The following is a 16,289-nucleotide window of genomic DNA, read 5'->3' on the forward strand; positions in this document are numbered from 1 at the left end:
ATAATGTTATATATTCAAAGATTTTTTATTAGCCTTATCTTTTTATTGGTAATTTTATACCTCCTAATGCATAATCTCTATGCACAAAATTATGATGTAATTAAGCTTACAGAAGCTGAAAGGGAGGCAACTGAAATTGGAATTTTTACAGTTACAGATAAATCAAATGAAAAAGGAACTCCTTTTTCTGCAGTTGTTGATTTTGATGATATGGGAGGATATACACAAAACTCAAGTTTAGAAGTTGTTGTTGTTGCACTTTATAAGCGAGCGGGGGAAAATGTAAAGCAAGGAGAGCCAATAGCTGAAATCAGTTCCAATGTTTTAAGTGAACTTTATTTTTCATTGCAAAATACACGCAGTCGTTTTGAAATAGCAAGTCAAGTAGAAAAAAAAGATAAAGAATTGTTAAAGCAAGGGGTTATTTCGCAACGAGCTTATCAAACAAGTTATCTCACAATGAATGAATTAAAACTCAAAATGAATGAAATTCGCTCGACTTTCACAATCTTTGGTATTAGTCCAGATAATCCCAGAGGGCAATATGGATTTCTTGTCAGAGCACAAGGAAGTGGCATTTTAAGTGTTGCACCTACACAGATTGGGCAAAAAATACCAGCTTTTACTCCTTATATTCGCATTAAAAAACCAAATAGTAATAGTATTCTCTTGCGAATTCGTGTTCCACAAAATCGTAGCGGAAGTGTGAAACAAGGTTTCGCGGTCTTTGATATACATGGAGAAAAGATTGGAAATATTGAAACAATTTCGAATGTTGTTGATTTGCAAACAAATACAATGAGTGCAGTAGCAAGGGTGGAATCTAAGAATTTCCGTGTAGGCGAAATTGTGGAAATCTACATAGCAGGGAATATTGGAGATAAAGCAGTTATTGTCCCAGATGATTGTTGGATTAAATACTATGATGATTATATTGCCTTTATCTTAACAAAAGAAGGTTTTCAGCCCATTTCAATTCAAATTCTTGAAGAAAGAGATTCCCATTCTGTTGTAACTTCAAATGATTTGCAAGTCGGGGCAAAACTTGCTCGAGGTTCTTTAGTGATCCTCAAAGGCATTATGACAGGCTTAGGTGGAGATGGGGGCGGTGGACATGCTCACTAAAATTATTGAATTTGCACTACGACAGAAAATTATTGTCAGTATTCTAGCAACTTTATTGCTATGTTTTGGTATTTATAGTTTTGTTCATATCCCAATAGATGCTTTTCCAGATGTAAGTTCAACACAAGTAAAAATTATCATGAAAATGCCAGGTGCTTCTCCAGAAGAAGTAGAGAATCGTGTTGTTCGCCCATTAGAATTAGAGTTATTAGGCTTACAAGGACAAACTTCGTTGAGAAGCACAAGTAAATATGCAATTGCAGATATTACCATTAATTTTGAAGATTCTGTTAATATGAATATTGCACGACAAATGGTAAGCGAACGGATGACTACGGCTATGTCAGAGCTTCCTGCCGGTGTAACTGGTGGTTTAGCACCGATTGTAACACCCTTAAGTGATATGTATATGTTTACTATTGAGGGCAATATATCGGAAGTTGAAAAAAGGCAATTGCTAGATTTTACAATCCGACCAGCGTTGCGAAGTATTAAGGGTGTAGCTGATGTAAGTAGTTATGGAGGATATGCAAAAGCATATGTTGTAATTCCAGATTTTCATGATATGGCAAAGCTTGGAATATCCATTTCGGATTTAGAATCTGCCCTCAAAGAAAATCTTAAAAATGATGGAGCAGGAATTATTAATCGTCCTGGTGAAATGTATCTTGTTAAGATAGAATCTGCCGCTAAAAATATACAGGATTTGCAAAATATTTCGCTAAATACAGGACAAGGTTATGTGAGAATTAAAGATTTTGCACAAGTTATTGAGAATCATAAAACGCGTTTAGGATTTGTAACTATTGATGGAAAGGAAGAAACCACAGAAGGAATTGTGTTAGGACTGCGTGGAGCAAACTCAAAAAATACTATTACTATGGTAGAAAAAAAACTTGATGAAATCCGAGCAAAACTTCCACCAAATGTAACAATTAACACATTTTATAATCGATCAGATTTGACACAAAAAGCTGTTGATGCTGTAATTAAAGTATTGGCAGAGGCAATTATCTTGATTGTTGTCGTGCTTTTCTTATTTTTAGGGGACTTACGAGCAGCTGTGGCAGTGAGTGTAATTTTGCCTCTTGCATTATCGGTTGCATTTATTTTAATGCAAAAATATGGTTTAAGTGCAAATTTAATGAGTTTAGGAGGACTGATAATTGCAGTTGGAATCTTAGTAGATTCCGCTGTTGTTGTCGTGGAAAATGCGTTTGAAAGACTTAGTCACGAAAAAAATTTAACACAGATTCACACGATTTATCGAGCATCTAAAGAGATTGCACCTTCTGTTGTCAGTGGAATTATTATTATAATTGTGTTTTTTGTGCCAATTCTTACATTAGAAGGATTAGAAGGTAAAATGTTTGTTCCACTCGGTGAAACAATTGTTTTTGCATTACTTGGTTCACTTGTCCTTTCAATTACCGTAATACCTGTTATGTGTTCTTTTGTGTTAAAATCAAAACCGCATAAAGAAACTTTATTGCTTCGTGGTATTGAATATTTGTATTATCCAATGCTTAGATTTTGTCTTAATCATGGAAAGATTGTTATCGCAGGTTCTCTTGTATTTTTAGTTTTTACATTTTCTCTCTTCCCGCATATAGGAACAGCTTTTATGCCAACACTTGATGAGGGGGATATTGTTTTAAGTATTGAGACAACTCCTTCCACTTCGCTTGAAGAATCCAAAAATATTTTACTAAGAGTTACAAAAAAAATCAAAGAAGAAGTTCCTGAAATCAAAACGATTGTTACTCGTGCCGGTGCTGATGAATTGGGACTTGACTTAGCGGGATTATATCAATCAGATTCATTTATTATTCTTAAGCCACAAGAAGAGTGGGAAGTAAAAACGAAAAAAGAAATTTTAGATAAAATTAATGCAATTACAGAACAATTTAAGGGTATTACCTTTATAATGACACAACCAATAGATATGCGTATTAGTGAAATGGTAACCGGTGTACGCGGGGATTTAGCAATTAAAATTTTTGGTTCTGAAATCGATGACCTTAATAATATTAGTATGCAGATTGCAGATATTTTGAGGGGTATTCAAGGAAGTAAAGAAGTTTATACAGCACTTAATAAGGGAGTGAATTATTTTTATGTAACACCATCACGTGAGAAAATGGCTCGTGCTAATATTAGTGTTGAAGAATTTGCAAAGTTTATGAAAAGTTCATTAGAAGGTTTATTTATTGATTATATTCCACAAGGATTCGCCCGCACTCCCGTATATATTCGTCAATTAAGTGATATTGCTAATGATGTTTCGCGTTTTCAAGGCTTAGAACTTAGTTCAGAAAGTGATCTTGTTGTTCCAATCAATTCCGTAGCCGAAATCAAAGCAGTTGATGGTCCGATCAGCATTATGCGTGAGCAAAGTAGTCGTGTAGGTGTTGTGCGTAGTAATGTGGAAGATAGAGATTTGGGAGGTTTTGTGCAAGAAGCTATGGAAAAGATTAATTCTCAAGTTAAGTTACCAGATGGATATAGCATTACTTATGGTGGGCAATTTGAGAATCAGCAAAGAGCAAATGCTCGTTTTAGCACTGTTATCCCCCTAAGTATTTTGGTGATTTTTTTTATTTTATTTTTTACATTTCGTTCGATTACACTTTCACTTATGATTCTCCTTAATATTCCATTTGCTGTTACAGGTGGTTTGGTGTCTCTTTATTTATCAGGAGAATATATGTCTGTTCCAGCAAGCGTTGGTTTTATTGCACTGTTTGGTATTGCTGTACTCAACGGGCTTGTTATGGTAGGATATTTTGTGCAACTTATTAAACAAGGACATAATGTTGAGGAAGCAGTCGAAATGGGAGCAAAAAGACGATTGAGACCAGTATTAATGACTGCTAGCATTGCTGCATTGGGACTCGTTCCTATGTTAATTGGTGGTGGTGTAGGTAGTGAAGTGCAAAAACCTCTTGCCGTCGTTGTATTGGGTGGTCTCGCAACTTCTAGTGCACTTACACTGCTTATTTTACCTCCAACTTTTAAAATGATTGCAAAACGATTTAATATTATTGGTGGAAACTAAAAGTATAATTTTACTGAAAATAGAAATTTATCAAGTAACTTCATTAACAATTATATAGAATTGAAGTATTAATAATTTGTAGGTTTTTTATTTCAGTGTTGTTTTACTATCTCTAAAACATTTGATAACAATTTAATTAGTAATAGATGTGTATGTATACCTAAATAAACCCAAAATTTGATGAATTTAGCCACTATCAAATACAATAATGGAAACATGTATGGAGATACAAAAATTTGATTCCAAAAGTTATAATATTGACGCATCAAAAATGGATTAAATTATGGTATCGAATCATCACTACTTTTATTGTGTGTTTGCGAATGATATGAAATGTTTTTAGATTCTAGAATTTGATAGAATTATGATTGATTGTCCCGATAATAATAGAAACAAGCTTTATAGTAGCGGAAGTTTATATAATAGGAGTAATCTTAGTTTTATTAATCCTAAGTTAGGAATCTATGAAAGGATTCCATAAACAATAATTTGTGATTATTCAAAGGGAGTAAGGGTTTGTAAAAATCCCCATAAGGAGATTTATGCTAATCTATAAATGAGCTTACAATACAAATTCTAATAGCATAAATAATTGAGAATCTTTTATGTAATCTGATATAGGTCATAGGCATTGAGGTAGTATGTAATCCAAAAATTTCAACAATTGAGGCTTGTTCTAAAGATATATAAGACATGATATTATCAAGCATAATTCTATTGACACGAATATCCAGAGATTACAAATGCTGTGTAGGCGGTGTTTAATAAATGTTTTATGTTGTGCTATACAATATTGATATACAACAAACATTTGTTGAATTTAAAGCTTAAATATAATTTTTAAAGGAATGTTATGAATCGAAGACAATTTTTTACTTTTAATGCTGTGATGTTAGCAAGTGCAAATTTTGCTTCAAGTGCAGAATCCAAACATCACAATCATGCAAATATGAACCATAATATTATGAGTCATACCTCAAATCATAATATGCCAAAGCCAAATGTTGTTTCAAATAACATTCAGCTTTTAGATAGAAAACTATTCCCTTCGAATAATACTCTACCAAAACTTACTTTACTTAAAAACGAATCAGAAAAAAAAGGATTTTTTCGTGGAACAATTGTAATAAAAGAATCTAAAATTGAGATAGTAAAGGGAAAGCCAACAACTTTTTATACCTATAATGGCTTAATACCTGGTCCAAAAATCGAAGCTTATGAAGGCGATACAATTGAGATACTAGTCCAAAATCACTTAAATGAGCCAACTACAATACACTGGCATGGTATGCCTGTGCCACCAAATCAAGATGGCAACCCACATGATCCAATCCTCCCACACCAAGAGAGAATCTATCGTTTTAGTTTGCCAAATGGAAGTGCTGGGACTTATTGGTATCACCCACACCCACACTACATTACTGCAAAGCAAGTGTATATGGGACTTGCAGGAACATTTATTGTGCGCGCAAAAGATGATAAACTCGCCCACTTACAAGAACAAGATTTAGTAGTTAGTGACTTGAGATTAGATATTAACGCACAGATTCCAGGTAATAATATCTATGATTGGCTTAATGGTCGAGAGGGTGAATTTGTGCTTGTGAATGGTGCATTAACACCAAAAATTAGCATTACAGGCACACAACGTCTTAGAATCTATAATGTGTGTGCCGCACGATATTTACAGCTTTACCTTCCACAATGTAAGTTTATTATAGTGGGTACAGATGGAGGTGCTATCGAATCTCCTCAAAATGTAGGCGATACACTATTCCTTGCTCCAGCACAAAGAGTCGAAGTTATTATTGAAGCTCCAAACGGTAAATATACACTTCAGAATCTTTATTACGATAGAGATAAAATGATGGTCAAGGATAACAAATCGCCATTGAGCATAGCAAACATAACATCAGAAGATCAAGATACAAATGTATTTAAATCACTTCCACAAATACTTAGAAAGCTCCCAGCACTTAGCACACCAAAAGCGAGTAAAAAAGTAATTTTTAGTGAAATGGAAATGGATCATAGTAGTCATGATATGAAACATATGGAGTCTATGTTGCCTTTTATGTTTCATATCAATGGTAAGACTTTTGATATGAATAGAGCAGAATTTGAAAGTAAAGTGGGTGAAGTCGAAGAATGGGAAATTATCAATAATTCACATATGGATCACCCATTCCATATACATGGCACACAATTTGAACTTATAAGCTCAACACATAATAACAAGATTATAAAACCTAAGTTTAGAAGTCTGCAAGATACAATTAATCTGCGTCCAAAGGAGATTCTAAGACTTAGAATGAGACAAGATTTCAAAGGACTTAGAATGTTTCATTGTCATATTTTAGAACACGAGGATTTAGGTATGATGAGCATGGTTAAGGTAGTGTAATAGAATTAAGAATGAGGAATATAAGGACTTTTGGGTATTAGCAGAGGATAAGGGGATAGGGGATAGAGTGATATTTGAATGTGGGGAGTGGCAATAAGGCTGAAAGAGATACTATTTGTATACATTTAAATATTGCAAGCTTAAAAGCTACTTTAAATAATTTTATAAGCTTAGATTCTGAAAAGATTAGATAGGAATATAGATGAAAACAAGATTAGAGATTGGAGTGTAGATAGGAGACAAAGGTAATCATGATAAAATATGATAACACAGATTAATCACACATAATATTGTTGATATTCATTATAATGGTGAGCAGTCCTACATTATAGAGAAAATCTCAAACTTACAATAAGTTTCAAAGAATATTGCAAGAGTTATACGATTTTGAAAAACAAATTTCCAGAGTAGATTCTAGCTTATATTTATGCGAACCTTTAGAATTCAAAATGATTTGATGATGTAATAAGAAAGTTATGTAAGTATTATAAAGCATTGAATATTGCTATTTGTTTATAGGGATGATATTATATTGATTGTAATCTAACATATAGAATCTTGAATCGAAATTTATAAGTTAAAAACATAATATTATCTATGATAAAGTGTGATTTATTGACTATTAAGATATTTTATAGTATTAAAAAGTGCTGGTGCAATAACACTACCATGTGTCTTATTGCTAAATTCAACATATCTTAATGTAGTGTTTTGTGGCATAAGTTGTTGTAAATATGTAGTAAGTTGCTTTATGTTTATTTGTTGTTCGCCCTTTAATTCTTCTTTCTCGCCAATCATGAGAATAACAGCGGTTGGAGAAGATGCAATCGCAGGATTTTTGGGTAAAAAACTAGATTCTCCCCACCAAAGAGATGGAGAAGCAATAAAATAATACTCAAAACTTTGTGGATAGTGTAATAGGGTATGTAAAACAAAGAGAGCGCCAAATGAGTGTCCAAAAATTGCTTTCTTTTTGGGATTGGTTGGGTAATTTTTTGCAATGTATGGAACCACAATACCAGTAATGAAAGAATAGAATGCATCTGCTCCACCACCTCCTGTAAATGTTTTATTGAATTTAGAATCTAAAGGTGGAGTGTAATCAAGAGTCCGAAGTTTTCTATCAAATGCTAGATTACTTTCATGACCAATACCTACAATAATTGGAAGATATTTATATTTATCAGTATGAGTGAGCAAATTGAGCAATATTGGAAAAAATACATTGCCATCGAGTAAATAGAGAGTTGCATAATTGTGGTGATTTTCTTTTTTTGGTTTTGCAATATGAATCTTATATGATTTCCCTTTTTTATTTTGCAAAGTAATATGTGAAATTTCAAAAATTTCATAGGCACTTTGTGTAATTGTGGGAATTTCTTGAGATGGTTTAGCAAAGAGTATGCCTATATAAAGGCATAAAATAACAAAAAATTTCATATTTTCTCCTAAATATTTTTAATTTTAATAAATAAAAAATATATTAAAAATAGTTAAATGTTTAATAATATTTTTTCTTTATTTCTAAAGATAGCAATTTTATCAAATCCAATATCTTTTATTAAGTTTATACATACATCATAACCATAGCCAATTTGTTCTATACTATGTGCATCACTGCCAAGTGTAATATCTAAGCCAATTTCTTTTATTTTTTCTAAGATGTTTCTACTAGGGTATTGTTCTTGTATTGCCTTGCGTAATCCTGCTGCATTGATTTCTATTACCATATTATTATCATAAAGAATCTGCAGTGTTTCTTCCATTTTAGTTTCAAGGTCTCTGGGCATTCTCTTTCCAAATATTTTAGGTAAATCAATATGTCCAACAATTTGAAAATATTGTGTTTTTGCCATGTTTTGCAGGGAATCCAAGTAATGTTCCCAAGTATTTTTTATACCTCTTTTTGCCCATTCACCAATAAATTCTGGATTATCAAAACCCCATTCATCAAGAAAATGGACAGAGCCAATAAGATAATCAACTTTTGCTTCTAAAACCTGCTTAAGGATTAAATCCTCTCGCCCCAAGATATAGTCTACCTCAAGAGCACTTAATATTTCAATTTTATTATGAATCTTATCAATGTATTGTGTAGGGAGTGGAGAATATAGTCTCTGTAAATCCTTTATTTTTTTAAGATAAATTGGTAGGGTAGCACAATCCATACGATATTTTGAGTCAAAATTCATTGGTGCATGACATGAAAATCCAAAAATATCAATTCCACACTTAAGAGCTTTTTGTATATATTCGTCCATAGATCCACTTGCATGATTGCAATAGATTGTATGATTATGTAAATCAACTCGCATGTTTTCTCCTGAAATTATTTATATATTTTATATAAAAAGTGTTTTTATCGTTTAGTAATTTAATAAGAAATATCAATGATTGTGTTTTGTAGGATAAGAATAATTTGTTGAAAACATAAAAATACTTGTTTTTATATAATAATTTATATGTATCTCGTATAAATTATTCCTTTCTTTCATTTCATAAACTATAATTATCATGTTAGACTATGAAAGATTATACAATAAAATGTTAATATTCATTGTGATGTATTTTATTCTCATGATTTTCTAAGAGTGAATTAAGTTTTTTATCTGTTCCAGCAATTCCACCAGCGAGTGTAACAAGTATACTAAAATTCAACGCAACAGCAAAAACACAAAAAATACCAATAAAAATACTTACCTTAAGTGCATTTTTTGTTGTTGCTTTTTGAATTTGTAACTCCTTTTCTGCAATCTGTAATCTATGTAGTAATTCATTATTGGGAATTTGAGATACATTCACATAAGAATTCAAATTATCTTTCAGAGAATTTTTATCAAGAGAAATATCCGAATCCATAATTATCCTTTATAAAAAATATTAATAATATATCGTAAGCAAAAAATAATTAGAGTACATATTACACCAACCAAAGTAATCATAGCACCTGGAGACATGTTATATTGATAAGCAAAAAATAAGCCAACAACCATAAATGTGCATGAGAGAAAAGATGAAAAAAACATTTGTGTTTTTAGTGTTTTTGCAAATGTATTGCTGATATATGCAGGTATTGAAAGCATAGCAAGTACAAGGATTAATCCTGATATTTGCATGCTTAAAATTACACCAATAGCAATAAAAGCAAAAATAATATTCATGAAAAGATTGACTTTTAGTCCCTTTAATTCACAAAATTCATAATCATAGCTTATACTCAGAATTTCATTATAATATAATGCAATAAAGGAACATAAAATGACATTAAAAAGAAATATAATCCATAATAAGTGAGAATCTACACTAATAAGTGAACCAAAAAGATATGATTCTATATCCGCATTTGCATTTGGAGTAAGATTAATAAAAATAACCCCCACAGACATTCCAAGTGCCCATAATATCGCACTAAAAGTATCAATATGATTTTCAAATTTCTTTTTTACAATTGCAAGGCTAAAAGCAACAAAAAGAGCACTTATAATTGATCCAAGTAAAAGTGAGAAACCATAAAATAAAGCTATTCCAATTCCCGCATACGCACAATGTGCAACACCTCCACCAACAAAAACAATTTTATTTGATACAAGTAATGAACCAATAATACCGCTAATGATACTAATGAGTGTGATGGCCATTAAAGCATTTTGTAAAAATGGATTCTCAAGAATAGCATGGAAAAAAGATTCAAACATAAGAAAGACTTTATTCTGATTTGAACCATCATCATACATCATTTATTCCAAGATTGTATTAATAAATACATATATCACATAAGATTTTATCGTTTTTATTTATGTTGTATTGCATACATTTATAAATACAATTTTTATATTACCATTGAACATTGGATTATAAAATTAGCTTACCAAGCTAAATCCATATTGCGTTAATTTTTGTATGTTGCTATGTGTCTTGGTAATTACAAGGACAAGTTGGATAATAGATCATAATTAGGGAAATTTTATGAAATATTGTGAAAATTTTTTACAATTATTTTTTTGAATCTAAATTTTAAAGAGAATAGCTATCGAACAAGATAGATTTTAATATTATCACGAATAAGACTTACCCCTTCAAAGTTTTTTTCAATCATAAAAGATCCTCGAAAGATTTCTAAAAATGCACTTTCAAATTGCATAACTTCTGATAGATGACACATTTTTCTTGTGCTTGCACCATCTTCTATATGAATTTGTTGTGGGTTAATGCTTGAAGTATATGCAGACATAAAACGGTTGCAACCAGAAATCCCTGCAATTTGATTATTGGAAATCTGAATTTCTGCTCCTTCTGCTTGCTCGGGTACTCGCACAAATGCACCATCTATCTCAATGAGATTAATACGCCAATTACCTAGAATATTTATTGGTTTTCTACTTAGATTTGACTCTGATTGCAATTTGATTTGCTCCTGTGCTATAGCTGTTGGTAAAATAAATGATATACTTGCAATACATGTGGCACACAATAATTTACTAAAATAAAGTCTTAAACTACAATCTTTTTTCATATCAACTCCTCACTGACAATAATATGAATCTCTTTAGATAAAATATAAGCTTTAATTATAACAGATTTTTCCAAAGAATTAGAAAATATTATTGATGCATTTATAATTTTTGAAAAGATAAGAGAGTTTGTATATAGAGATAAATTCTCCATTTGTAGAATATTTCTTTGTTATAAAGAGTAGAGATATTTTGAAATATACTATAAAATAATGAAAATATCCCATTTAATGCATTAATGCAAAGAGTTCATCAATTCATGCTGAAATATTCTATATTATAAACTATTTTTTATAAAGGCAAGACTTGACAATACATAAGAAATGAAGATTACGTTATTGTATTTATTCTATGAATATTTACAAGAAATATATTACAACATAGGGTAAAAGTGAGAAAAAAGAAATGTAAAAAGCCTCACATTATTTTGTTTTGTAGTTCTGTGTTGCTGAAATTGTAAATACGCTTTATCATAATAAATATTAAGTTAGAAAATGAATATATAAAAATAGTAAAAACTTGTATTTTTTTTGTTAAAATTCAAAATTTAAAGTAAGAATTACATCAGAATAAAAGGCAAATAATGCTAACAGAATCTTCACATACAATATTACAAAGAGAATGTTCACAACAAGATTTAAATATGTTGCATGATAGTACATGGCACAAACTCCTTGATAATTCCATTTTTGAGATATTTTTACAAGAATGTTTAAAAGTAAAAATGCAAGATTATGATACTGATAATCCAATCTCTACATTGATAGCACACGTGCGGTATGCACTCACGCAAAGCACCCCATTAACACCAGAACAAAAAACAGATCTGAAAGAATTACAAGAAGATGTTTATAAACCGATGAAAGTAGCTGTTATTGGGCAATTTAGTAGTGGAAAAAGCACTTTTCTAAATGCACTTTTGGGGCAAGAGATTCTACCAAGCGGAATCACTCCTGTTACAGCAAAAGTGTGTGAAATTGTTTATGGAGAAGAAATTTCGCTTGAGGTTCTTTATAAAAATGGAAAGATTGTCGCAAAACCTATTGGTTTTCTTAATGATGCTGACGAAATGGAAAATGCAAAAATTACATCATATAAGCTCTTTGCTCCATTACAATTATTAAAAGAAGTCGTTTTTCTTGATACACCAGGCTTTAATTCACAAAATCAAAGTGATACAGATACTACAAATGCCATATTGGAACATGTTGATGGAATCATTTGGCTTACACTTATTGATAATGTAGGGAAAAATAGCGAAAAAGAGATTTTACAAACTTATATCAAACGTTATGCAAGCAAAAGTCTTTGTGTTTTAAACCAAAAAGATAGACTAAAAAGTCAGAATGAAATAAACACAAGTCTCGATTATGCAAAAAAAGCATTTAATGGTTTCTTTGAGGATACGATTGCAATTTCTGCGAGAAATGCCCTTAATGCAATCAATACAATGTATGCTAACAATCCAGCTCCCCATGTTTTATCATGTATCAAATTAAAACATGGGGTAAAACAAAAAGCTCAAGAAACAGAGAATATGGAAAAATTCCAAGATATAAATAATACAGAATCAATACAAGACAATTTGGAACATCAACAAGAAGATGTAGTAGAAAATGCACATAATCTTTACAGAGATTCTAATATTCAAGCTGTGCTTGATTTTATTTCTACTTCCATTCAACCGCAAGCAGAAAATGCTAAAAAATATAGAATTTTGCGTACATTGCGTACATTAATTGTGCGAGAAAAAAGGAAAATTCACAAGCTGAATGTTGCCTATAAAGAACTAGATAAAATATTGCATATTTATAGCGAAAAATTACGTTTTAATCTTTTACAAAGCAACCTTGAAAAGCAATTTAATAAGCTTTTTGGAATGCTTGACAATGATTTAGATAATCTAACACAAATAATTTATAATAGCTTTGAATTAAGACCTATTGAAATTGTGCGTGAAGGAAAAAATAAATTTGGTTTTAAAACCAACAATATACAAATACGAGAAGTGAATATGTTGCCAAAAGAGAGACTTTTAAGCCAACTACATAATAGCGACAATGATAGCATTAGGAATCTTAAAAAGATAGGTTTTCTTTTTCATGAATTTGGAGAGAATTTTACTCATTTTGTAGTAAATCAAGGGGAAGAATTAAGTAATGATTTAGAATCATGGTGTGAAGAGACATTACAATCATTAAGATTTTCAGATTCTATCGAAAATGCAATAGGCAGCGAAACAAGGGAAAAATATTTGCAGTCAGAAGTATTAGAAAATGAAATTATATATGAGTTTCTTGCAACACAGGATCGTTGTATGCAATCGTTGCGTTGTGAATTAGCATATTTACAACAATCGCTTAGTGATAATTTTGAAAATATGGTTTTATTGTGTTTAGAACGATTGAATTTTGAAGTGCAAAATGCCCTTTCTAAGCATCGTAAAGATCCCGATACGCTTCCTTTATATAATCCAACTCTTGAAAATGTTCGGGATCTGATTAACCTTGGGTTACATTTTAATGTTTATCAAGAAAAATTAAGTCTTAATTTCCCACTTTATAAAAAAACTTTATGGAATCTTATGCAAGAATTAACGAAAACTTATAATATTGTGCATACAAAAATTGGATTATGCATAGATAATAATCAAAAAAAGTATGATATTTTGCAAGAATGCAATGAAAAAATTAAAACATTCAAAATTTGATATACTAAAATAATGAGTGTGTATTTATGAGATAAATTTTAGTGATAAATCAATCAAACTTTTCCGGGAAGCAGTGCTTGATGAAGAATAAACATTATCCAATATACATTCAGCTAATTTTTAAAATACCTCTTATTTATTTGGATTTATAAAGCCATCCAAGAGCCAATCCACCAATGCCTCGTTTGTAGCTACAACTAAGTCCGTAGGCACTTCTTGCCCCACTGAAAAATAACTAATAGGCTTCTTTGTTTCATAAGCAAGCGAAAATATATTTCCCAAACCGCGACTCTCATCAAGTTTGCTAAAAATTAGTGTATCAAGATTTAAGATTCCAAAAGCATCATAAATATCGCGTAAATCCTCAAATTTTGTTGTTGCACTCATAACAAGCGATGTGTTAATCTTATAATCACCTTGCAAATACTTCTTTATTTGTGCAATTTTCTCGCTATCATTTTGTGATCTTCCAGCGGTATCAACAAGAATATAATCACAATATCGCAAAGAATCTAGTGCTTTTAAAAAATCCTCTGGTGCCATAACCATCTGAATGCTAATCCTCATTCTTTCTGCATACCATTCAAGCTGTTCTAATGCACCAATCCTATAACTATCAAGCGTGATAATCCCAACCTTAGCCTTTTTTTCTAGCGAGAATCTAGCTGCGAGTTTTGCCAATGCGGTTGTTTTCCCCACTCCTGTTGGACCAACTAACATAATAATCTTTTTTGTCATATCCTTGCTTTCTGGACGACAATAAATCATTTTACGCAGAACCTCACGAAAATATCTTTTGATTGTTAAAGAATTTTCGCGCATTTTTAATGGCATAAGCTCGAGACTCAGACTCATAATAGCATCAAGATGGTCTCGATTAATTCCACTTGTTTTTGCTATTCGATAGATTTCCGCAAACTCATGAGGTATATTAATACCTTCATTTTTTGGACTTCGGTCTTCCCATACCATATTTTGTATAAGTTTAAGTTTATCATTAAGCTTATCGAGCTCTTGTTTGATACCACGCAATTCCTCAACATTTTCACCGTGTGCATTTTGTTTTTCTTGTAATTTTGAACCAACACGTTTATTTAATGTTTCAAGTGTGCTTGAAGCTTGTTGCACAATAGGTTGGGTTGCAATTTGCATTGGAGTTTGGCTATGTATACGTTGTATTCTTCGTGCGACATTGGGGCTAAAATCAATTTTTACATCTTCAGAATCTAATTCATTAGAAAGCTCGGATATCTCCTTAACTGCACGGCTCAGCTGACGAGCTGTATTTTCGTCGAAAGTATCACTTTTTTTGTGTGCTCGTTTGCGTTCTAACTCTCTTTGTGCAATTTCATCAAGTCGTTGTTGTATGCTATTAGAACGCGTTGTAATCGGTTCTGGTTGCAACGCAACTGATTCCGCAGATTCATCAACTGCAACAATGACTTCATAAAGTCCGGGTTCTGTTAGTGTTTTTTTGCGAATCTCTTTTGTATCTACGATAAGGGCATCGTCCCCGTGTGCATTTTGAGCTTTTCGTAATGCTTCTGGTGGTGTTTCTCCCGAATAAGTATAAAGTTTCATTTGTTTAAACCTAATTGAAATCTAAGTGGTAGTAACACACTTTTTCGATTGTGGAAATCTTGATGAGGTAAGTGTAAATGTTTGAAACAAATACGCATATTTGCAAAGTATATTAAATCTATATCAAGACTACGAGGTGCATTTTTAAATGAACGAACCCGTGATCTACCAAATTTTCTCTCGAGATAGAAAATCAACGCAAACATGCTCCTTACACACATATTCGTAGTTAAAATAATTGATGTATTATAAAAATCCGGTTGTTTTGTATAACCGAATGCAACATTCTTATAAATATAAGAAGTTGAATAGATATGAATCTTTCTATGATTTGTTAGGGTTATAAAAAGATTGTGCAATATTTGTAAGCAGTTCCCAAGATTTGAACCTATGCCTAAAATCGCAATATTCTTAGCATACTTTGGATAGCGTTGAATATATGGAAAATACTTCATCGATAGATTCACAAAAACTCCTACAATCAAATAAAAAATCAGAAAATAACTATAATAATATATTTTTAAACCAAAAGAAATAATGAAAATATAAGCGTTTATTATATCTAAAAAATAAGTATTTTCAACACAAATATACAAAATTAATATAATTTAGTCAAAATTTCTCTTCTAACTAAATTACTTTGCTTTTGCAACCAAAAATAAGTTATTATTAAATAATATTTCTAAATTTAAGTATTTTCAAATATTTATAATTTTATATTTTTATATTATAAAACTCTAAAATATATTATTAGCATAATTTTAAGAGGTAAAAATATTTTCTAAGAACAAAAATGTAAAATATTACAATATATTAAAGGAAAAATGCTATACTTAAAATACTATTTTATGTTTAGGGGTTGATATAGTTAAGGTGATCTCTAAATAAATAATATCTTGC

At 31.0% G+C, this 16,289-nt stretch carries 11 protein-coding genes; 4 read left to right on the top strand and 7 right to left on the bottom strand.

Annotation, left to right across the window (positions count from 1 at the left end):
• Positions 1 to 3: 3 nt before the first annotated feature.
• From CQA53_RS00700 to CQA53_RS00710, 3 genes are all read left to right on the top strand, one after another.
• On the top strand, positions 4 to 1,125 hold the full coding sequence (locus tag CQA53_RS00700; protein WP_245945545.1) for an efflux RND transporter periplasmic adaptor subunit: 1,122 nt from the start codon (positions 4 to 6) through the stop codon (positions 1,123 to 1,125).
• Positions 1,115 to 4,183 carry an efflux RND transporter permease subunit gene (locus tag CQA53_RS00705; RefSeq protein WP_115542092.1) on the top strand — a complete coding sequence of 1,023 codons (3,069 nt, stop codon included), beginning with the start codon at positions 1,115 to 1,117 and terminating at the stop codon, positions 4,181 to 4,183. The genes CQA53_RS00700 and CQA53_RS00705 overlap by 11 nt, the downstream gene beginning before the upstream one ends.
• 853 nt (positions 4,184 to 5,036) lie before the next feature.
• A complete protein-coding gene (locus tag CQA53_RS00710) occupies positions 5,037 to 6,587 on the top strand; it encodes a multicopper oxidase family protein (RefSeq protein WP_115542093.1) in 1,551 nt (516 codons plus the stop codon).
• A gap of 612 nt (positions 6,588 to 7,199) precedes the next feature.
• On the opposite strand, the gene CQA53_RS00715 is transcribed toward CQA53_RS00710, so the two are convergent.
• From CQA53_RS00715 to CQA53_RS00735, 5 genes are all read right to left on the bottom strand, one after another.
• Positions 7,200 to 8,027 carry an alpha/beta hydrolase gene (locus CQA53_RS00715; protein ID WP_115542094.1) on the bottom strand — a complete coding sequence of 276 codons (828 nt, stop codon included), beginning with the start codon at positions 8,025 to 8,027 and terminating at the stop codon, positions 7,200 to 7,202.
• Positions 8,028 to 8,080: 53 nt separating this feature from the next.
• Positions 8,081 to 8,902, bottom strand: a complete 822-nt coding sequence (locus CQA53_RS00720) for a histidinol-phosphatase (RefSeq protein WP_115542095.1) — start codon at positions 8,900 to 8,902, stop codon at positions 8,081 to 8,083.
• Between the two features lie 232 nt (positions 8,903 to 9,134).
• Positions 9,135 to 9,446: a divalent metal cation transporter gene (locus CQA53_RS00725; protein ID WP_245945546.1), complete on the bottom strand. Its 312-nt coding sequence runs from the start codon at positions 9,444 to 9,446 to the stop codon at positions 9,135 to 9,137.
• Positions 9,447 to 9,448: 2 nt separating this feature from the next.
• The gene (locus CQA53_RS00730) at positions 9,449 to 10,321 is read right to left on the bottom strand and encodes a metal ABC transporter permease (RefSeq protein ID WP_245945547.1); all 873 of its coding nucleotides are present in this window, start codon (positions 10,319 to 10,321) and stop codon (positions 9,449 to 9,451) included.
• A gap of 293 nt (positions 10,322 to 10,614) precedes the next feature.
• Positions 10,615 to 11,100, bottom strand: a complete 486-nt coding sequence (locus tag CQA53_RS00735; protein WP_115542096.1) for an META domain-containing protein — start codon at positions 11,098 to 11,100, stop codon at positions 10,615 to 10,617.
• A 581-nt stretch (positions 11,101 to 11,681) separates the two neighbouring features.
• Between CQA53_RS00735 and CQA53_RS00740 the strand changes: the two genes are divergently transcribed.
• Positions 11,682 to 13,808 (top strand): dynamin family protein, encoded by a 2,127-nt coding sequence (locus CQA53_RS00740; protein ID WP_245945548.1) that lies wholly within the window; start codon positions 11,682 to 11,684, stop codon positions 13,806 to 13,808.
• A gap of 132 nt (positions 13,809 to 13,940) precedes the next feature.
• On the opposite strand, the gene flhF is transcribed toward CQA53_RS00740, so the two are convergent.
• Together flhF and folK are read right to left on the bottom strand one after the other, a co-directional pair.
• Positions 13,941 to 15,389 (bottom strand): flagellar biosynthesis protein FlhF, encoded by a 1,449-nt coding sequence (gene flhF, locus CQA53_RS00745; RefSeq protein ID WP_115542097.1) that lies wholly within the window; start codon positions 15,387 to 15,389, stop codon positions 13,941 to 13,943.
• Positions 15,386 to 15,856 carry a 2-amino-4-hydroxy-6-hydroxymethyldihydropteridine diphosphokinase gene (gene folK, locus CQA53_RS00750; RefSeq protein ID WP_115542098.1) on the bottom strand — a complete coding sequence of 157 codons (471 nt, stop codon included), beginning with the start codon at positions 15,854 to 15,856 and terminating at the stop codon, positions 15,386 to 15,388. The genes flhF and folK overlap by 4 nt, the downstream gene beginning before the upstream one ends.
• Between the last annotated feature and the right edge of the window lie 433 nt (positions 15,857 to 16,289).

It is taken from the genome of Helicobacter didelphidarum, assembly GCF_003364195.1.
Taxonomy (GTDB): Bacteria; Campylobacterota; Campylobacteria; order Campylobacterales; family Helicobacteraceae; genus Helicobacter_A; species Helicobacter_A didelphidarum.